The sequence below is a fragment of the Streptomyces sp. NBC_01216 genome, from assembly GCF_035994945.1.
In the GTDB taxonomy this organism is placed as follows: Bacteria; Actinomycetota; Actinomycetes; order Streptomycetales; family Streptomycetaceae; genus Streptomyces.
In genome coordinates this window covers 3,037,619-3,056,573 of the sequence record NZ_CP108677.1, presented here as the reverse complement: position 1 = coordinate 3,056,573, position 18,955 = coordinate 3,037,619, and the positions used below count along the sequence as shown (strand labels likewise).

The following is an 18,955-nucleotide window of genomic DNA, read 5'->3' as shown; positions in this document are numbered from 1 at the left end:
CAGCCCAATCGGTATTTCACGTGGCGCGCGGGGGCCCGTAGCGTGAGATGCGGAGCTCGCGCCGAGAGTATATTATTCTGGACTCGAAGTGCATTTCAGTGAACTGAGGGAGTGGGTCGGTGGACAGCCCGGTCAAGGACATCGCCGCCGTCTCCCTGCCCGAGACCGCCTCCGTGTCGGGGGAGGCCGCCGGCGCCGCGCCCGGCACGGGCGGTCCCGCCTCCCGCCTCGGACCCGTCGCCCTCGTCGTCACCGGCGGGCTGTCCGTGCAGTTCGGGTCCGCCGTGGCCGTCCTGCTCATGCCGCGCGCCGGGGCCCTCGGTGTCGTCACGCTGCGCCTCGTCCTCGCCGCCGCCGTGCTGCTCGTCGTCTGCCGCCCCGGTGTCCGCGGCTACCGTCGCGCCGACTGGGGCACCGTCCTCGCCTTCGGTGCCGCGATGGCCGGGATGAACATGCTCTTCTACCAGTCCGCCGCCCGTATCCCGCTCGGCGCCGCGGTCACCCTGGAGGTCCTCGGCCCGCTGCTCCTGTCGGTGATCGCCTCACGCCGGCTGATGAACCTGCTGTGGGCGGGCCTCGCCCTCGGCGGCGTCGCCCTGCTCGGCGGAGGCGGATTCGGCCGGCTCGATCCGCTGGGTGCCGCGTTCGCGCTGGCCGCGGGTGCGATGTGGGCGACGTACATCGTGTTCAGCGCCCGTACGGGGCGGCGCTTCCCGAAGGCGGACGGGCTGGCGCTCGCCATGGCGTTCGGCGCCGTGCTGTCCCTGCCGTTCGGCATCGTCGAGGCGGGCGGCGCGCTGCTCGTGCCGTCCACGATCGGCCTGGGCCTGGCCGTCGCGCTGATGTCCTCCGTCCTCCCGTACACCCTCGAACTCCTCGCCCTGCGCAGGCTGCCCGCACCCACCTTCGCGATCCTGATGAGCCTGGAGCCCGCCATCGCCGCGACCGCGGGCTTCCTCGTCCTGAGCCAGGCCCTGTCGGCGGCCGACGCGCTGGCGATCGCGCTGGTCATCGCGGCGAGCATGGGTGCCGTCCGTACCCAGGCGAAGCGCGCGGCCCCGACCGCGCGGGGGTAGGGGCACCGGGAGTCCGCCTCCGCGGCTCTCGCTCCGCGCGGCGCGAAGGAACGGCCGGAAATCTCAAGCAAGCACGCTTGATTGTTTCCTTGGTCGCTGCCATGCTCCTCGGCACACGCCCGTGGTTCGCCCGTGCCCCGAGAGGAGCGCACCGTGTCCGACCCCGTCGTCGTCCTCGACGATCTGCGCAGTGAGAGCGAAGAAGTCGACCGGCTCGTCCGAGGACTGAGCGAGGCGGGATGGACGAAGCCGACCCCCGCGGCCGGCTGGACCGTCGCCCATCAGATCGCCCATCTCGCCTGGACGGACCGGGCGGCCCTGCTCGCCGCGACCGACCCCGCCGGGTTCGCCGCCGAGACCGGGAAGGCCCTCGCCGACCCCGACGGCTTCGTCGACGCCGGAGCCCGGGAGGGCGCCGCGCTGCCGCCCGCCGACCTCCTGCGGCGCTGGCGCACCGGCCGGGAACAGCTGCAGGACGTCCTCCGCGCGGCCCCGCCCGGGGCCCGCTTCCCCTGGTACGGGCCGCCCATGAGCGCCACCTCGATGGGGACCGCGCGCCTCATGGAGACCTGGGCCCACGGACAGGACGTCGCCGACGCCCTCGGGGTCGTGCGCGAGCCCGGCGCCCGGCTGCGGCACGTGGCCTGGATCGGCGTCCGGGCGCGCGACTACGCCTATCTCGTCCGCGGGCTCACCCCTCCGGCCGAACCGTTCCGGATCGAACTCCTCGCCCCCGACGGCGAGGAGTGGGCCTACGGGCCCGCCGACGCCGCCCAGCGGATCACCGGTTCCGCCCTCGACTTCTGCCTCCTGGTCACCCAGCGGGCGCACCGGGCCGACACCGGCCTCACCGCCGAGGGACCCGACGCCGAGCGGTGGCTCTCCCTCGCCCAGGCGTTCGCCGGGCCCCCCGGGACCGGCCGGGCCCGGGGAGAGCGCCGGTGATCCTCCGCATCGGCAACGCCTCGGGCTTCTACGGCGACCGTTTCGACGCCGTGCGTGAGATGCTCACCGGCGGTGCACTCGACGTGCTCACCGGCGACTACCTCGCCGAACTCACCCTGCTCATCCTCGGCCGCGACCGCCTCAAGAACCCCGACGCCGGATACGCCAGGACCTTCCTGCGGCAGATGGAGGACGGTCTCGGTCTCGCCCACGAGCGCGGCGTCCGGATCGTCACGAACGCCGGGGGCCTCCACCCCGCCGGGCTCGCCGACGCGCTGCGCGCCCTGGCGGAACGGCTCGGACTGCCGACCCGGATCGCGCACGTCGAGGGGGACGCGCTGCCCGCCGCCGACGGTGTGCTGACCGCCAACGCCTACCTCGGCGGCGCCGGGATCGCCGCCTGCCTCCAGGCCGGTGCGGACGTCGTCGTCACCGGCCGGGTCACCGACGCCGCCCTCGTCACCGGACCGGCGCAGTGGCGGTTCGGCTGGACCCCCGAGGACCCGGACTGGCACGACAAGCTGGCGGGCGCGGTCGTGGCCGGGCACGTCCTGGAGTGCGGCACGCAGGCCACCGGGGGCAACTACGCCTTCTTCCGCACCGCCGACGTGCGCCGTCCCGGCTTCCCGCTCGCCGAGATCCATGCCGACGGCAGCTCGGTCGTGACCAAGCACCCCGGCACCGGCGGACGCGTCGACATCGGCACCGTGACCGCGCAACTGCTCTACGAGACGGGCGGAGCCCGCTACGCCGGCCCCGACGCGACCGCCCGGCTGGACACCGTACGGCTCGCCCAGGACGGGCCCGACCGGGTAGCGATCACCGGTGTGCGCGGCGAGGCCCCGCCGCCCACGCTCAAGGTCGGACTCAACCGGCTCGGCGGCTTCCGCAACGAGGTCGTGTTCGTTCTCACCGGCCTCGACATCGAGGAGAAGGCACGGCTCGTCCGGGACCAGATCGAGGACGCCTTCGCACGCGCCGCGGCACGTCCCGCCGACGTGCGCTGGGAACTCGCCCGCACCGACCGCGCCGACGCGGACACCGAGGAGACCGCGAGCGCCCTGCTGCGACTCGTCGTCCGCGACCCTGACCCGCGGGCCGTCGGCCGCGCGCTGACCGGCGCCGCCATCGAGCTCGCCCTCGGCAGCTACCCCGGCTTCCACGTCACCGCCCCGCCCGGCAAGGGCGCCCCCTACGGCGTGTTCGAGGCGACGTACGTACCGGCCAACGACGTCCCGCACACCGCCGTCCTCCCCGACGGGACACGGCTCGCCGTCCCCGCGCCCGGCCGGACCCGGGCCCTGGAGCCGGTGCCGGAGCCCGCGCCGCCCCCGCCGCCGGTGGCGGGCCCGGTGCGCAGGGCCCCGCTCGGCCGGGTCGCGGGCGCCCGCAGCGGCGACAAGGGCGGAGACGCCAACATCGGTCTCTGGGTCCGGTCCGACGCGGCCTGGCGCTGGCTGGTCCACACCCTCACCGTGGAGCGCCTGCGCGTCCTGCTGCCGGAGACCGCCGGCCTGACCGTCGTCCGTCACGTCCTGCCCGGACTGCGGGCGGTGAACTTCGTCGTCACCGGGCTCCTCGGCGAGGGCGTCGCCTCCCAGGCCCGATTCGACCCGCAGGCCAAGGCGCTGGGCGAGTGGCTCCGCTCGCGCCACCTGGACATCCCGGTGGACCTACTGGAGGAACAGCCGTGACCGTTCTCGCCTCCGCCCTCGACACCGGCGGACCCGACTACGCGGCGCACCGCGCCGCCATGCTGGACAAGCTCGCCGCCCTGCACACCGAGCACGCGAAGGCGCTCGCGGGCGGCGGCGAGAAGTACGTCGCCCGGCACCGGGCGCGCGGCAAACTGCTCGCCCGGGAGCGGATCGAGCTGCTGGTCGACCCGGACACGCCCTTCCTGGAACTGTCGCCGCTCGCCGCCTGGGGCAGCGACTATCCCGTCGGCGCGTCGCTGGTGACGGGCATCGGGGTGGTCGAGGGCGTCGAGTGCCTGATCACCGCCAACGATCCGACCGTGCGCGGCGGGGCCTCCAACCCGTGGACGCTGAAGAAGGCGCTGCGCGCCAACGAGATCGCCTACGCCAACCGGCTGCCGGTCATCTCGCTGGTCGAGTCCGGCGGCGCCGATCTGCCGTCGCAGAAGGAGATATTCATCCCCGGCGGGGCGCTGTTCCGCGACCTCACCCGGCTGTCGGCGGCCGGCATCCCGACGATCGCCGTCGTCTTCGGCAACTCCACCGCCGGCGGCGCGTACGTCCCGGGCATGTCCGACCACACCGTCATGATCAAGGAGCGGTCGAAGGTCTTCCTCGGCGGTCCGCCGCTGGTGAGGATGGCGACGGGCGAGGAGAGCGACGACGAGTCGCTCGGCGGCGCCGCCATGCACGCCCGGACCTCCGGCCTCGCCGACCACTACGCCGTCGACGAGACCGACGCCCTGCGCCAGGCGCGGCGGATCGTGGCCCGGCTCAACCACCGCAAGGCGCACCCCGACCCGGTGGGACCGGCACAGCCGCCGAGGTACGACGAGGACGAGCTGCTCGGCATCGTGCCGGGCGACCTGAAGACGCCGTTCGATCCGCGCGAGGTGATCGCGCGGATCGTGGACGGCTCGGACTTCGACGAGTTCAAGCCGCTGTACGGGCCGAGCCTGGTGACCGGCTGGGCCTCGCTGCACGGGTATCCGGTGGGCGTCCTCGCCAACGCTCAGGGCGTGCTCTTCTCCGCCGAGTCGCAGAAGGCGGCCCAGTTCGTCCAGCTGGCCGACCAGCGGGACATCCCGCTCGTCTTCCTGCACAACACCACCGGCTACATGGTGGGCAAGGAGTACGAGCAGGGCGGCATCATCAAGCACGGCGCGATGATGATCAACGCGGTGGCGAACAGCCGGGTCCCGCATCTGAGCGTGCTGATGGGGGCCTCCTACGGCGCCGGGCACTACGGCATGTGCGGACGGGCGTACGACCCGCGGTTCCTGTTCGCCTGGCCGAGCGCCAAGTCGGCGGTCATGGGGCCCCAGCAGCTGGCCGGCGTGCTGTCGATCGTCGCGCGGGCCGCCGCCGCGGCGAAGGGACAGCCGTACGACGACGAGGCGGACGCGGGGCTGCGCGCGATGGTCGAGGCCCAGATCGAGTCCGAGTCGCTGCCGATGTTCCTGTCCGGGCGGCTGTACGACGACGGCGTCATCGACCCCCGCGACACCCGCACGGTCCTCGGGCTGTGCCTGTCCGCGATCCACACGGCACCGGTCGAGGGCGCGCGCGGCGGCTTCGGCGTCTTCCGAATGTGAGGCACTGCGATGATTCAGTCGGTACTTGTCGCCAACCGCGGGGAGATCGCCTGCCGGGTGTTCCGCACCTGCCGTGATCGGGGCATCGCGACGGTGGCCGTGTACGCGGACGCGGACCGCTCCGCGCTGCATGTCCGGGAGGCCGACACGGCGGTACGGCTGCCGGGGGCGACACCCGCGGAGACGTACCTGCGGGGCGACCTGGTGGTGAAGGCGGCCCTGGCGGCCGGCGCGGACGCGGTGCATCCGGGATACGGCTTCCTCTCGGAGAACGCCGAGTTCGCCCGGTCGGTGGCCGACGCCGGACTGATCTGGATCGGACCGCCGCCGGCCGCGATCGAGGCGATGGCGTCGAAGACGCGGGCGAAGGAACTCCTCGGTGTCGCCCCGCTCGCCGAGGTGACCGAGGCGGACCTGCCGGTACTGGTCAAGGCGGCGGCGGGCGGCGGCGGCCGGGGTATGCGGATCGTCCGCGAACTGGCCGCCCTGGAAGGCGAGATGGCCGCGGCGTCGGCGGAGGCGGCGAGCGCCTTCGGAGACGGGGAGGTGTTCGTCGAGCCGTACGTCGAGAACGGCCGGCACGTCGAGGTGCAGATCCTGTCCGACGCGCACGGCACGGTATGGGCGCTCGGCACCCGCGACTGCTCGCTCCAGCGCCGTCACCAGAAGGTCGTCGAGGAGGCCCCGGCACCCGGCCTGCCGCCCGCGCTGGCCGCCGAACTCCACGAGCGGGCGGTGACCGCGGCCAAGGCGGTCGGCTACGTCGGCGCGGGCACGGTCGAGTTCCTGGTGGCGGACGGCCGGGCGCACTTCCTGGAGATGAACACCCGCCTCCAGGTCGAACACCCGGTGACCGAGGCCGTCTTCGGGGTGGACCTGGTCGCGCTCCAGCTCGCCGTCGCCGAGGGCGCCCCGCTCCCCGCCGAGCCGCCGGCCGCCCGGGGGCACGCGGTCGAGGCCCGCCTCTACGCGGAGGACCCTGCGCGGGACTGGGCCCCGCAGACCGGCGTCCTGCACACTCTGGACCTCACGGACGGCGACCGCGAGGGCGGCCGGCGGGGCACCGGCTTCCCGGACGCCGCGGCCGGGGCCCGGCTCCGCGTCGACAGCGGGTACGCCTCCGGCGACGCCGTCGGCGTGCACTACGACGCCCTGCTCGCCAAGGTCGTCGCGCACGCGCCCACCCGCGCCGAGGCCGTGCGTCGCCTCGCGCACGCCCTGTCCCGGGCGCGGATCCACGGACCCGTCACCAACCGGGACCTGCTGGTCGCCTCGCTGCGGCACCCCGACTTCCACGACGAACGGCGCCTCGACACCGGCTTCTACGAGCGGAACCTGGCCGAACTGACCCGCCCGCTGCCCGGCGAGGCGTACGCCGCGGTGGCCGCCGCGCTCGCGGAGGCGGCCGGCAGCCGCGGACGCTTCGGCGGCGCCTGGCGCAACGTGCCCTCGCAGGACCAGCGGCGGACGTACGGGGACCACGAGGTCCGCTACCGGCCCGCCCGGGGCGGCGGGTACGAGATCCTCGCGCCCGAGGGCGTCCGCGCCGTCGACGTCGCCCCCGACCGTGTCCGGCTCGACATCGGGGGAGTCGTCAGGGACTTCGAGGTCGTCCGGCACGGGGACACCGTCCACGCCGGACCGCACCGGCTCACCGCCCGCCCCCGCTTCCCCGACCCCACCGCGCAGCGGGAACCCGGCTCCCTGCTCGCGCCCATGCCCGGCACCGTCGTCCGCGTCGCCGAGGGCCTGGCCGTCGGTGACACCGTCACCGCCGGGCAGCCGCTGCTCTGGCTGGAGGCCATGAAGATGGAGCACCGCGTCGTCGCTCCCGCCTCCGGCACGCTCACCACGCTCCACGCCGTCCCCGGCCGCCAGGTCGAGGTCGGTGCACTTCTCGCCGTCGTCCAGCACGAAGCACAGGAGGAAGAGCGATGACCGGAACCATCGTCGAGACCGCCGAGCACACCGCCCTGCGCGCCGCCGTCTCCGCCCTGGGCCACCGCCACGGCCAGGGCTTCGACCGGGCCACGCTGTGGGCCGAGGCCGGCAAACTCGGCTACCTCGGCGTGAACCTGCCCGAGGAGTACGGCGGCGGGGGCGGCGGCATCGCCGAACTCTCCATCGTCCTGGAGGAGGCGGGCGCGGCCGGCGCCCCCCTGTTGATGATGATCGTCTCGCCCGCCATCTGCGGCACGGTCATCGCCAGGTTCGGCACCGCGGAACAGAAGCGGGAGTGGCTGCCCGGTCTCGCCGACGGCAGCCGCACCATGGCCTTCGGCATCACCGAACCCGACGCCGGCTCCAACTCGCACCGCATCACCACCACCGCGACCCGGACCGAGCGGGGCTGGGTCCTGACCGGCCGCAAGGTCTTCGTCTCCGGGGTCGACATCGCCGACGCCACCCTCATCGTGGGCCGTACCGCCGATGCCCGCACCGGCAACCTCAAGCCCTGCCTCTTCGTCGTCCCGCGCGACACCCCCGGCTTCGGCCGCCGGCGGATCGACATGGAACTCGACGCCCAGGAGAAGCAGTTCGAGCTGACCCTGGACGACGTGCGGCTACCCGCGGAGGCACTGGTCGGCGAGGAGGACGCCGGACTGCTGCAGCTGTTCGCCGGACTCAACCCCGAGCGGATCATGACCGCCGCGTTCGCCATCGGCATGGGCCGCTACGCCCTCGCCCAGGCCGTCCGCTACGCCAAGGAGCGCCAGGTGTGGAAGGCGCCGATCGGCGCCCACCAGGCCGTCGCCCACCCGCTGGCGCAGGCCCACATCGAGCTGGAACTCGCCCGGCTGATGATGGGCAAGGCCGCCCACCTCTACGACGCGGGCGACGACGCCGGCGCGGGGGAGGCCGCCAACATGGCCAAGTACGCCGCCGCCGAGGCATGCGTGAAGGCCGTCGACCAGGCCGTGCACACCCTCGGCGGGAACGGCCTCACCCGGGAGTACGGCCTCGCCCGCCTCATCGCGGCCTCCCGGGTCGCCCGGATCGCGCCGGTCAGCCGGGAAATGATCCTCAACTACGTGTCCCATCAGTCCCTGGGTCTCCCCAAGTCGTACTGACACGCGCGATTCTGGCGAACACTGTCCGCAACCCAAGGGGTCAAGCCATGGTGTTTCTCAGCGAGTACGCGGATGTCCCGGCCGTCTCCCAGCCCATCCACGAGGCCGTCCTCGGGCACGCAGCCGAACGGGGCGACCTGCCCGCCCTGATCGACGGGAACGGCGGCACCACCCTGTCCTACGCCCAGGTCGACCTGTTCCACCGGCGGATCGCCGCGGGCCTGGCCGAGGCGGGGCTGCGCAAGGGAGACGTCCTCGCCCTGCACAGCCCCAACACCGTGCTCTTCCCGGTCGCGTTCTACGCCGCCTCCCGCGCCGGCGCCTCCGTCACCACCGTCCATCCGCTGTCCACGCCGGAGGAGTTCGCCAAGCAGCTGCGGGACTGCGGGGCCCGCTGGATCGTCACCGTCTCCCCGCTCCTCGACGCCGCCCGCCACGCCGCCCGGCTGGCCGGCGGCGTCGAGGAGATCCTCGTCTGCGACCGGGCCGAGGGGCACCGCTCCCTCCAGGCGATGCTGGGCACCCAAGCGCCCGAGCCGGAGGTCCCCATCGACCCGGACGAGGACATCGCCGCGCTCCCCTACTCCTCCGGCACCACCGGAGTCCCCAAGGGAGTGATGCTCACCCACCGTTCGATCGCCACCAACCTGGCCCAGCTCGAACCCCTCATCCCGATGGGTCCGGGTGACCGCATCCTCGCCGTGCTGCCGTTCTTCCACATCTACGGCCTCACCGCGCTGATGAACGCCCCGCTGCGCAAGGGAGCCGCGGTCGTCGTACTGCCGCGCTTCGACCTCGACGAGTTCCTCGCGGCGATCGAGAAGCACCGCATCAACGCCCTGTACGTCGCCCCGCCGATCGTCCTCGCCCTGGCCAAGCACCCGTCGGTCGCACGGTACGACCTGTCGTCCCTGAGGTACATCGTCTGCTCCGCCGCCCCGCTGGACGGAGCCCTCGCGCGGGCCTGCTCGGAGCGGCTGAAGCTGCCCCCGATCCGGCAGGCGTACGGCATGACGGAACTCTCGCCCGGCACGCACGTCGTGCCGCTGCGGGCCCCGGCCCCGCCGCCCGGGACGGTCGGCAAGCTCCTCCCGTCCACCGAGATGAGGCTGGTCTCACTGGCGGACCCGGCCCGGGACGCGGCCGTCGGCGAGGAGGGTGAGATAGCGATCCGCGGCCCGCAGGTCATGAAGGGTTATCTGGGCCGGCCCGACGCCACCGCCGCCATGATCGACGCCGAAGGCTGGGTGCGCACCGGGGACGTCGGCCGGGTCGACGAGGACGGCTGGCTCTTCGTCGTCGACCGGGTCAAGGAACTCATCAAGTACAAGGGCTTCCAGGTCGCCCCGGCCGAACTGGAAGCGCTGCTGCTGACCCACCAGGGCGTCGCGGACGCGGCCGTGATCGGCGTGTACGACGAGGACGGCAACGAGATCCCGAAGGCGTACGTCGTCCGGCAGGCGGGCGCGGAGGAACTGTCGGCGAGGGAGGTGACCGACTTCGTGGCCGGGAAGGTGGCCCCGTACAAGAAGATCCGGCGGGTGGAGTTCGTCGACACGGTCCCGCGGGCCGCGTCGGGGAAGATCCTGCGCCGCGAACTGAGGGAGCGAGAAGGCGCATGACCCTGGTAACCGCCGCCTGTGAGCGCGGCATCACGACCCTGACCCTCGACTCGCCCGCCAACCGCAACGCGCTCTCGGCGGCCCTCGTCGCCGAGCTCGCGGCGGCGCTGACGGCCTGCGGGAAGGACCCGGGAGTCCGGGCGGTGGTGCTGGCGCACACCGGGTCCACCTTCAGCGCGGGCGCGGACCTGAAGGCCCCGCCGAACCCGTACACCTTCGTGGCGCTGCTGCGGCAGCTGGTCGAACTGCCGAAGCCCGTCGTGGGCGTCGTACGGGGGCACGCCCGGGCCGGCGGTCTCGGCCTGCTGGGCGCCTGCGACCTGGTCGTCGCCTCCGAGACGGCGGACTTCGCCCTCACCGAGGTCCGGATCGGGGTGGCGCCGGCCGTCATCTCGCTCACCCTGCTGCCGAAGCTGGAGCAGCGGGCGGCGGCGCGGTACTACCTCACCGGCGAGCGTTTCGGGCCGGCCGAGGCGATCCGGATGGGCCTGGTCACGGCCTCGGACGAGGACCTGGACGGCATCCTGGACGGACTGCGCAAGGGGTCACCGCAGGGACTGGCCGAGTCGAAGCGGCTGGTCGCGGCTAGAGTCCTGGAGACCTTCGAACGCGACGCGGAGGAGCTGGTCCGGCGCTCCGCGACGCTGTTCGCCTCCGCCGAGGCGCGCGAGGGGATGACGGCCTTCCTCGAACGACGGGACCCCGAATGGGTGTGGTGACCCCTCCGAAGCAGGACCGCAGCCGGGCGACCCGGCAGCGACTCCTGGAGGCGGCGGTGTCCTGCCTGGCCGAACACGGCTGGGCGGGCTCCACCGTCTCCGTGGTGGCCGAGCGCGCCGGGGTCTCGCGCGGCGCCGCCCAGCACCACTTCCCGACCCGCGAGGACCTGTTCACCGCGGCCGTCGAGTACGTGGCGGAGGAACGTTCCCAGGCGCTGCGCACCCTGCCCGTCCAGAGCCGCCCGCAGGTCGTCGCGGCCGTCGTCGACCTCTACACGGGCCCGTTGTTCCGCGCCGCTCTCCAGCTGTGGGTCGCCGCCTCCAACGAGGACCAGCTGCGGGACCGGGTGTCCGAGCTGGAGGCCCGTGTCGGCCGCGAGTCGCATCGCATCGCGGTCGCGCTGCTGGGCGCCGACGAGTCGGTCCCCGGCGTCCGCGAGACGGTCCAGGGCCTGCTCGACATGGCACGTGGCCTCGGCCTGGCGACCCTCCTCACGGACGACCGGGCCCGGCGCGAACGGGTCGTCGCGCAGTGGGCCGCGCTGCTGGACGAGGCACTCGGCCGGCCTCCGCGGCCGGCGGGGGAGCGGGAACGGTGACCCGGACCACATCCGTACCGCCGGCACCGCAGTACGCTGGTTCCATGCTGTCGCTCGTACGCCGCCGCCACGTGGACTTCCTCCGCGTCACGAGCACGGGCTGTCGTCGCACCGCCTGACCCGGACGCCCCCCACGGGGCGAGCCCCCTTCAGGCGGCGCCCGAGGCCCCCGCCCCGCCCGGCCGGCGCCACGGGCTCCCGTACACCCCGCGGACGCACACCATGACGCACACCTCCCAGCTCCCCATCGTCGACCTCGCCGCCGCCGACCGCGGCCCCCAGGCCCGGCGTCTGCTGCACGCCCAGCTCCACAGCGCCGCTCATGACGTGGGCTTCTTCCAGCTGGTGGGGCACGGCGTCACCGAGGCGGAGACCACGGCGCTCACCTCCGCCATGCGCGCCTTCTTCGCCCTGCCGGAGACCGACCGGCTCGCCGTCGACAACATCAACTCGCCGCACTTCCGCGGCTACACCCGCGTCGGAGACGAACGTACCGGCGGTTCCCGCGACTGGCGCGACCAGCTCGACATCGGCGCCGAACGCCCCGCGCACGTCCCCGGCCCCGGAGAGCCCCCCTACTGGTGGCTCCAGGGCCCCAACCAGTGGCCCGCCGCCCTGCCCGAACTGCGGGCCGCCGCGCTGAACTGGGTCGAGCGGCTCAGCGGGGTCGCCGAACGGCTGCTGCACGAGCTGCTCGCCTCGATCGGTGCCCGCGCCGACTTCTACGACGACATCTTCGGGCCCCGCGCGCACCCGCACCTCAAGCTGGTGCGCTACCCCGGCAGCGCGGGCGACGGCGCCGGCCAGGGCGTCGGCGCGCACAAGGACTACGGCTTCCTGACCCTGCTCCTGCAGGACCGCGTCGGCGGCCTCCAGGTCGAGCGGGGCGGACCGGCGGTCGGCGCCGACTCCGGGCCGGAGCGCGCGGGCGGCGTCTACCAGGACGTGCCGCCGCTGCCCGGCGCCTTCGTCGTCAACCTCGGCGAACTCCTCGAGGTCGCGACCGACGGCTACCTCGTCGCCACCAAGCACCGGGTGGTCTCCCCGCCCGGCGCGACGGAACGCTTCTCCGTCCCGTTCTTCTACAACCCGCGGCTCGACGCCCGGATCGTCCCGCTGCGCTTTCCGCACGCGTCCGCCGCGCCCGGGGTCACGGCGGACCCCGCGAACCCGCTGTTCGCCGAGTACGGCCTCAACGAGCTCAAGGGGAAGCTGCGCGCCCACCCGTCGGTCGCGGCCCGCCACCACCCGCGGCTGGCGGCCTCGCGGGGCCGTCCGCTGTCGACCGCCAGCTGACCGGGGCCGCGGTCGACCCCGGCGGTCCCGTGCCGCCCGGGAGCGGCACGGGAGCCGGGTGACCGGGGCCGTTCTCAGCCCGCGAAGGAGGCCAGGTCCGCGTAGCCGGCGATCTCGCCGGGGTCGCGGCGGCTCGGGCCGGTGTAGCGCGCCGAGGGACGCACCAGGCGGCCCGTGCGCTTCTGCTCCAGGATGTGCGCCGACCAGCCGGCCGTCCGGGCGCAGGTGAACATCGAGGTGAACATGTGCGCCGGAACCTCGGCGAAGTCGAGCATGATCGCCGCCCAGAACTCCACGTTCGTCGCCAGGACCCGGTCCGGGCGACGGGCGTGCAGCTCCTCCAGCGCGGCCTTCTCCAGCGCCGCCGCCACCTCGTAGCGCGGCGCGTCCAGTTCCCTGGCCGTACGGCGCAGCACCCGGGCGCGCGGGTCCTCCGCGCGGTACACGCGGTGGCCGAAGCCCATCAGACGCTCGCCCTTGTCGAGGGCCTTCTTCACGTAGGCCACGGCGTCACCGGTCCGCTCGATCTCCTCGATCATGCCGAGGACCCGGGACGGGGCGCCGCCGTGCAGCGGGCCGGACATGGCACCCACGGCCCCGGAGAGCGCGGCGGCCACGTCGGCGCCGGTGGAGGCGATGACCCGGGCGGTGAAGGTGGAGGCGTTCATGCCGTGCTCCGCGGCGGACGTCCAGTAGGCGTCGACGGCCTTGACGTGCCGGGGGTCGGGCTCGCCGCGCCAGCGGATCATGAACCGCTCGACGACCGACTCCGCCTTGTCGATCTCGCTCTGCGGCACCATCGGCAGGCCCTGGCCGCGGGCCGACTGGGCGACGTAGGACAGTGCCATGACCGCCGCCCGGGCCAGGTCCTCACGGGCCTGCTCGGCGTCGATGTCCAACAGCGGTTTGAGACCCCAGACCGGCGCGAGCATGGCGAGCGCGGACTGGACGTCGACCCGGATGTCACCGGAGTGCACCGGGATGGGGAAGGGCTCGGCGGCCGGCAGACCGGGGTCGAACGCCCCGTCGACCAGCAGGCCCCAGACATTCCCGAACGAGACGTGGCCGACCAGATCCTCGATGTCGACGCCGCGGTACCGGAGCGCGCCGCCCTCCTTGTCCGGTTCGGCGATCTCCGTTTCGAACGCGACGACTCCCTCGAGTCCGGGTACGAAGTCGGACATCAGGCGGCTCCTCTATCGATGATCAATCATCCGGGTATTGGTCGGGAAGTAACAGTCATCCAGCGGAAGAGTCTGTACGGTTCCGATGATGCGGGGAAGCGTGACATCCGGCACACTGCGCCGATCCGGCTACGGAGGATTGGCGGTACACGGTGCCGGGCAGACTACGGCCTGCGGCAGGATGAACCCGTGACCGATGCTCTCGACCCCGCCGACATGCGCGAGCAGTACCGCACGCCCCAGCTGACGGTGAGCGACCTCGCCCCCGAACCGGTCGAACAGTTCACGCGCTGGTTCAAGGAGACCGCCGACAGCCCGGCGATCCACGAACCCAACGCGATGGTCGTCTCGACCGCGACCCCCGACGGCCGCCCGTCCTCGCGCACGGTGCTGCTCAAGCACTACGACGAGGCCGGGTTCGTCTTCTACACCAACTACCTCTCCCGCAAGGGCGCCGAGCTGACGGCCAACCCGTACGTCGCGCTGCTCTTCCCCTGGCACCCGCTGGCCCGCCAGGTCATCGTCACCGGCCGCGCGGCCCGCACCGGCCGGGACGAGACGACCGCCTACTTCCGCACCCGTCCGCACGGCTCCCAGCTCGGCGCGTGGGCCAGCCGGCAGTCCTCGGTGATCGACTCCCGCGAGGAGCTGCTCGCCCGCTACGAGGAACTGGCCGCCCGCCACCCCGAGCGGGATCAGGTGCCGGTGCCGCCGCAGTGGGGCGGATTCCGCGTCGTCCCCGAGACGGTCGAGTTCTGGCAGGGCCACGAGAACCGCCTGCACGACCGGCTGCGGTACGTCCGGACCGGGAACGCCGGGGACGCCGGGGAATGGCGGGTGGAACGCCTCTCGCCCTGAGCCGAGAGCCCGTCGGGTGGCCTGTGACCGCCCGGTCGGAGGCCATCCGACGGGCTCTGATCCGCCGCTCCCGGCCGCCCCGCACCCGCGTCCCGCCGGCGGGACGCGCGGTCCGTGGAGAATGGCCGGACGACCAGAACGCCGAAGGGATCAGGCAGTGGCCGGCTGGCAGTTGGACGAGAGCTTCAGCAGTACCTCCGGCACGGTCCGGTGGGGCCGGCTGGGACCACCGGACGCGGAGCCCGTCGTGCTGCTGCACGGCACGCCGTTCTCCTCGTTCGTCTGGCAGGAGATCGCCCGTGCGCTCGCCGGGCGGTACCAGGTGTTCGTCTGGGACATGCCGGGCTACGGGGCCTCCGCGAAACACCCGGGGCAGGACGTCTCCCTGGCGGCGCAGGGCGAGGTGTTCGCCCGGCTGCTCGACCACTGGGAGCTGACCGCCCCCGCCGTCGTCGCGCATGACTTCGGCGGCGCCGTCGCGCTCCGGGCGCACCTGCTCCACAAGGCCGCCTACCGGGGCCTGGCGCTCGTCGACCCCGTCGCCCTCGCCCCCTGGGGTTCGCCGTTCTTCCGTCTCGTGGGCGGCCACGCCGAGGTCTTCGAACAGCTTCCGCCCGCCCTGCACCGCGCGCTGGTGCGCGAGTACATCGGTTCGGCGAGCTTTCCGGGGCTGCGCGCGGACGTGGCCGAAGGGCTGGCCGCGCCCTGGTCGGACGCGGAGGGCCAGGCCGCCTTCTACCGGCAGATCGCGCAGGCCGATCAGCGGTACACCGACGAGATCCAGCCGCTGTACCCGCGGATCGACATCCCGGTCGCGGTGTGCTGGGGTGCGGAGGACACCTGGATCCCCGTGGCCAAGGCCCGTGAACTGGCCTCGGTGATCCCCGGGGCGCGGCTCACCGTGATCCCCGACGCGGGCCACCTCGTTCCGGTGGACGCCCCCGCCGCCCTCGTCTGCGCGCTGCTCGCCTTCCTGCACGACCTCGGCTGACAGCGAGGATGTGTGACGTGGTGACGTGGCCGGTGGGTCTGAGAGCCTGCCGGCCGAAGACCACCCGACGGGTTCCGAGCCGCGTCAGCGGGGCGCCATCAGGTCGAGCGAAAGGCCCGTCCGGTCCGGTGGCATCACGTCGAGCTCCGCGCTCTCGGCCAGCACCGCCGTCTGCAACTGTCTGATCCGCTGGGACGGCGCGATGCCGAGTTCGTCCGCGAGCGCCCTGCGGAGCCGGTGGTAGGTCTCCAGGGACTGCGTCGTGCGGCCCGACCGATACAGCGCGATCATGTACTGGGCGTGCAGGTTCTCGTGCACCGGATGCCGGGAGACGAGCGTGCTGAGTTCGGAGAGAAGCTGATGGTGCATTCCCAGCCTCAATTCGGCGTCGATGCACTGTTCCAGTCCGGTCGCGCGGAGGTTTTCCAGCCCCGTGGCGTACGCCTGTATATGCGGCCCCTGTGGAATGTCGAGCAGGGTCCGCCCACGCCACAGGCCGAGCATCGAACGTAGCGCGGACGATACGCCGAGGTCGTCCTTCCGGGACTGCGCCTGTCGGAAATCGGCCAGGTGCCGGTCGAGGGAATGAAGGTCGAGCGCTCCCTCCGCCATACGCAGCGAGTAGCCCTGGTAGTGCGTCTCCAGAATCCGCTTGCTCTCCTCCGCTGTCCTCCCGGAAGGGCCGCCGGCCAGCGCCTGGCGTATCTGGAAGACCCGTGTGTGGACGCTCTGCACCGCGCTGCGCGGTACCGCTTCGCCCCAGAGTTCCTGGACGCAGGTGTCCAGGGGGACCAGGGAATCGGAGTTGAGTACGAGGAGTGCCAGGAGTTGGCGGGTCTTGGGGGCGGATGGCAGGAGAGAGTCGCTGCCCTCCGTGAACGAGAGCGGACCGAGGACTCCGAACTGCATTGAACTCCCTTTCGTGCAGAAACCTGGCCAAGGATCTGACGGAAAAGGCGATCGGCGCCGATCGGCGGTGATCGACGCGAATTGAGGACGAAGCCTTGATATCGGGGTGATCGCCGGGTGGAACCTGAAATGAATCTAACGGCAGCGTGAGCAGGGGGGCCAGATGGCCCCCGAGACTCTGTCAATCGTGCCCCGATTTGGCACATTTGACCACATTTCCTGTCCGCGGTATCGAGAAATGAGCGGGCCGATAGGTCGCTTTGATTTGATTCGAATCCTGCAGGCAGAAGCGCTGGAAGCTGCCGAAGGACCCATTCGTACGACGACGTAAGGGTTCCCATGACGGAACATCTGGTCATATTTGACTGCGACGGAGTTCTTGTCGACAGTGAGAAGCTGAGTGCCCGGGTGATGCGCGAAATGGTCGCGGCGGAGGGGCTCGACTTCTCTGCCGGGCAGGCTCTCGCATTCATTCGGGGCCGCAAGGTCGCCGAGTGGGTCGGGCAACTGGAGGAACGGCTGGGCAGGGCGCTGCCGGCCGACTTCGTCCCGCGGTTCCGCGGCGGGACGGCCGACCTGTTCGCCACCGAACTACGGCCCGTCCCCCATGTGAAGCGCGTCGTCGAGGACCTCGGACTGCCCTTCTGCACGGCGTCCAGCGCCCCGCGCGAGAAGATCGTCCACACCCTCGGACTGACCGGTCTGCTGCCCTTCTTCCGGGACCGTGTCTACAGCGCGTACGAGGTCGGCGTCTGGAAGCCGGACCCCGGACTCTTCCTCCACGCGGCGGCGGACCTCGGCGTACCCGCCGAGCGCTGCGCGGTGGTCGAGGACAGCCGGGTGGGCGTCCGGGCCGGCGTCGCGGCCGGCATGTCGGTGTTCGGCTACGCGCCGGAGGAGAACGGGACGACCGCGGCCCTGGCCGCCGAAGGGGCCGTCGTCTTCGGCTCGATGAAGGAACTTCCCGGGCTGCTGGACAGGTGGATCACCACGACCCCGGCCCGGGCAGCCGCCTGTGACTGAGCACGTCCCGCCTCCTCCTGAGAGCCCGTCGGGCGGCGCGGGGCCGGATGGTCACGCCTCGCGGCCACAGGCCCACCGACAGGTCCGAGAAACCGAGCCGGAAAGGTTCCCTTCCCATGCCCCGTGTTCTTGAGGAGCTGCAGCGCGTCGGCAGGTCGGCGGAGATCTGGTGGGACTCCTCGCCCCTCGACTTCCCCCTGTGGCGCGACCGCCACCTGGCCACCGCACCCGACCCGGACACCGGGGAACGCTGGCGGGCACAGCTCGACCGCTTCCTCTGCCCGGCCGAGCCCGACCGTTCACTGGTCCGTGGCATCACGACCAACCCCTCCCTGGTCGCCCAGAGCGTCCTCGCCTCCCCCGAAGGCTGGCGCCGCGAGATCCGGGAGCTCATCCGGCACCAGCCGACCCCCACCGTGGAGAGCACCTTCGCCCTGGTCTACGAGGAGGCCCTGCGCCGCGCGGCACACGAGATGCTGCCCATGTTCCGGGCGAGCGAAGGAAGATACGGCTGGGTCTCCGGGCAGCTCGACCCGCGGTTCATGCTGCACGCCGACCTCATGCTGGAACAGGCGCTCCGCCTCGCGCGGATCTCCCCGAACCTGATGGTGAAGGTGCCGGGCACCCAGCAGGGGTACGAGGTCATCCGGAAACTGGTGGCCCGCGGTATCTCCGTCAACTCCACCCTGTCCTACACCGTTCCCCAGTTCGCGGCCTGCGCCGAGGCGGTCGAGTCCGGCCTGAAGGAGGCACACGACCAGGGCATCGACACGACACGGTGGCGCGCGGTCTTCACCCACATGATCGGACGCTTCGGGGCCAACACCGACCTCCGCTACGAGGCCGCCATCCGCGAGATCGAACTCTCCCGGACCGACGTGCGCTGGGCCGAGCTCGCGATCCTCAAACGCATCCACGCCCTCATCCAGGAGGGCGGCCACCCTCTCAAGCCGCTGCTCTCCAGCCTGGAGGCCGACGATCCGACCGCGGGCGGCAACACCCTGAGCATGCACCTGGAACAGAGCGCCGGCGGCGCCGTCGCCTACACCTGCAAACCCCGCTTCGTGGCCGACGTGATGCGCCGGGAGAGCGAACTGCCCGTCTTCGACGACCGCGCCATCGCCCAGGAAGTGCCCCCGCGGGTCCTGGAGAAGCTGCTCTGGCTGCCCTCCTTCCACCGGGCCTACGACCCGGCCGGGATGCGCCCGGAGGAGTTCGCCCACTACGGCTCGTTCGTCTCGACCTATGCCGAGGTGATGACGAACACCCGCAAACTCATCGACTTCGTCGCGCACCAGTTCCAGACCATCGCCGCCTCCGCGCGGCCCGTCCTGCTGACCTGAGCGGTCCGCCCACCCCGCGCATTCCCC

Annotated in this window: 16 protein-coding genes; 14 read left to right on the top strand and 2 right to left on the bottom strand. The window is 72.5% G+C overall.

Annotated features, from left to right (window positions below):
• Positions 1–119 precede the first annotated feature (119 nt).
• From OG393_RS13215 to OG393_RS13170, 10 genes are all read left to right on the top strand, one after another.
• Positions 120–1,076 (top strand): EamA family transporter, encoded by a 957-nt coding sequence (locus tag OG393_RS13215; protein ID WP_442817301.1) that lies wholly within the window; start codon positions 120–122, stop codon positions 1,074–1,076.
• Positions 1,077–1,229: 153 nt separating this feature from the next.
• Complete coding sequence (locus tag OG393_RS13210; RefSeq protein ID WP_327374856.1) at positions 1,230–2,021, top strand: TIGR03084 family metal-binding protein; 792 nt, start codon at positions 1,230–1,232, stop codon at positions 2,019–2,021.
• On the top strand, positions 2,018–3,715 hold the full coding sequence (locus OG393_RS13205; RefSeq protein ID WP_327374855.1) for an acyclic terpene utilization AtuA family protein: 1,698 nt from the start codon (positions 2,018–2,020) through the stop codon (positions 3,713–3,715). Before OG393_RS13210 ends, OG393_RS13205 begins: the two co-directional genes overlap by 4 nt.
• Complete coding sequence (locus OG393_RS13200) at positions 3,712–5,313, top strand: acyl-CoA carboxylase subunit beta (RefSeq protein ID WP_327374854.1); 1,602 nt, start codon at positions 3,712–3,714, stop codon at positions 5,311–5,313. Before OG393_RS13205 ends, OG393_RS13200 begins: the two co-directional genes overlap by 4 nt.
• A gap of 9 nt (positions 5,314–5,322) precedes the next feature.
• Complete coding sequence (locus OG393_RS13195) at positions 5,323–7,251, top strand: acetyl/propionyl/methylcrotonyl-CoA carboxylase subunit alpha (protein WP_327374853.1); 1,929 nt, start codon at positions 5,323–5,325, stop codon at positions 7,249–7,251.
• Positions 7,248–8,384 carry an acyl-CoA dehydrogenase family protein gene (locus OG393_RS13190; RefSeq protein WP_327374852.1) on the top strand — a complete coding sequence of 379 codons (1,137 nt, stop codon included), beginning with the start codon at positions 7,248–7,250 and terminating at the stop codon, positions 8,382–8,384. Before OG393_RS13195 ends, OG393_RS13190 begins: the two co-directional genes overlap by 4 nt.
• A 47-nt stretch (positions 8,385–8,431) precedes the next feature.
• Positions 8,432–10,006, top strand: a complete 1,575-nt coding sequence (locus tag OG393_RS13185; protein WP_327374851.1) for a 4-coumarate--CoA ligase family protein — start codon at positions 8,432–8,434, stop codon at positions 10,004–10,006.
• Positions 10,003–10,725, top strand: coding sequence for an enoyl-CoA hydratase family protein (locus OG393_RS13180; RefSeq protein ID WP_327374850.1), 723 nt, complete (start codon positions 10,003–10,005; stop codon positions 10,723–10,725). The genes OG393_RS13185 and OG393_RS13180 overlap by 4 nt, the downstream gene beginning before the upstream one ends.
• Positions 10,713–11,324: a TetR/AcrR family transcriptional regulator gene (locus OG393_RS13175; RefSeq protein ID WP_327374849.1), complete on the top strand. Its 612-nt coding sequence runs from the start codon at positions 10,713–10,715 to the stop codon at positions 11,322–11,324. The genes OG393_RS13180 and OG393_RS13175 overlap by 13 nt, the downstream gene beginning before the upstream one ends.
• Positions 11,325–11,546: 222 nt before the next feature.
• Positions 11,547–12,620 carry an isopenicillin N synthase family dioxygenase gene (locus tag OG393_RS13170; RefSeq protein WP_327374848.1) on the top strand — a complete coding sequence of 358 codons (1,074 nt, stop codon included), beginning with the start codon at positions 11,547–11,549 and terminating at the stop codon, positions 12,618–12,620.
• Positions 12,621–12,694: 74 nt separating this feature from the next.
• Here OG393_RS13170 and OG393_RS13165 read toward each other — a convergent pair whose 3' ends face one another.
• The gene (locus OG393_RS13165) at positions 12,695–13,804 is read right to left on the bottom strand and encodes a citrate synthase 2 (protein WP_327374847.1); all 1,110 of its coding nucleotides are present in this window, start codon (positions 13,802–13,804) and stop codon (positions 12,695–12,697) included.
• A 216-nt stretch (positions 13,805–14,020) separates the two neighbouring features.
• Between OG393_RS13165 and pdxH the strand changes: the two genes are divergently transcribed.
• Positions 14,021–14,662 (top strand): pyridoxamine 5'-phosphate oxidase, encoded by a 642-nt coding sequence (pdxH, locus tag OG393_RS13160; RefSeq protein WP_327378412.1) that lies wholly within the window; start codon positions 14,021–14,023, stop codon positions 14,660–14,662.
• A 157-nt stretch (positions 14,663–14,819) separates the two neighbouring features.
• On the top strand, positions 14,820–15,653 hold the full coding sequence (locus OG393_RS13155; RefSeq protein ID WP_327374846.1) for an alpha/beta fold hydrolase: 834 nt from the start codon (positions 14,820–14,822) through the stop codon (positions 15,651–15,653).
• 84 nt (positions 15,654–15,737) lie between these two features.
• Here the strand turns inward: OG393_RS13155 and OG393_RS13150 are convergent, their stop codons facing one another.
• A complete protein-coding gene (locus OG393_RS13150; protein ID WP_327374845.1) occupies positions 15,738–16,562 on the bottom strand; it encodes an AfsR/SARP family transcriptional regulator in 825 nt (274 codons plus the stop codon).
• A 339-nt stretch (positions 16,563–16,901) separates the two neighbouring features.
• Between OG393_RS13150 and OG393_RS13145 the strand changes: the two genes are divergently transcribed.
• On the top strand, positions 16,902–17,585 hold the full coding sequence (locus OG393_RS13145; RefSeq protein ID WP_327374844.1) for an HAD-IA family hydrolase: 684 nt from the start codon (positions 16,902–16,904) through the stop codon (positions 17,583–17,585).
• 116 nt (positions 17,586–17,701) lie between these two features.
• The gene (locus tag OG393_RS13140; protein ID WP_327374843.1) at positions 17,702–18,928 is read left to right on the top strand and encodes a transaldolase family protein; all 1,227 of its coding nucleotides are present in this window, start codon (positions 17,702–17,704) and stop codon (positions 18,926–18,928) included.
• The last annotated feature ends 27 nt before the right edge of the window (positions 18,929–18,955 follow it).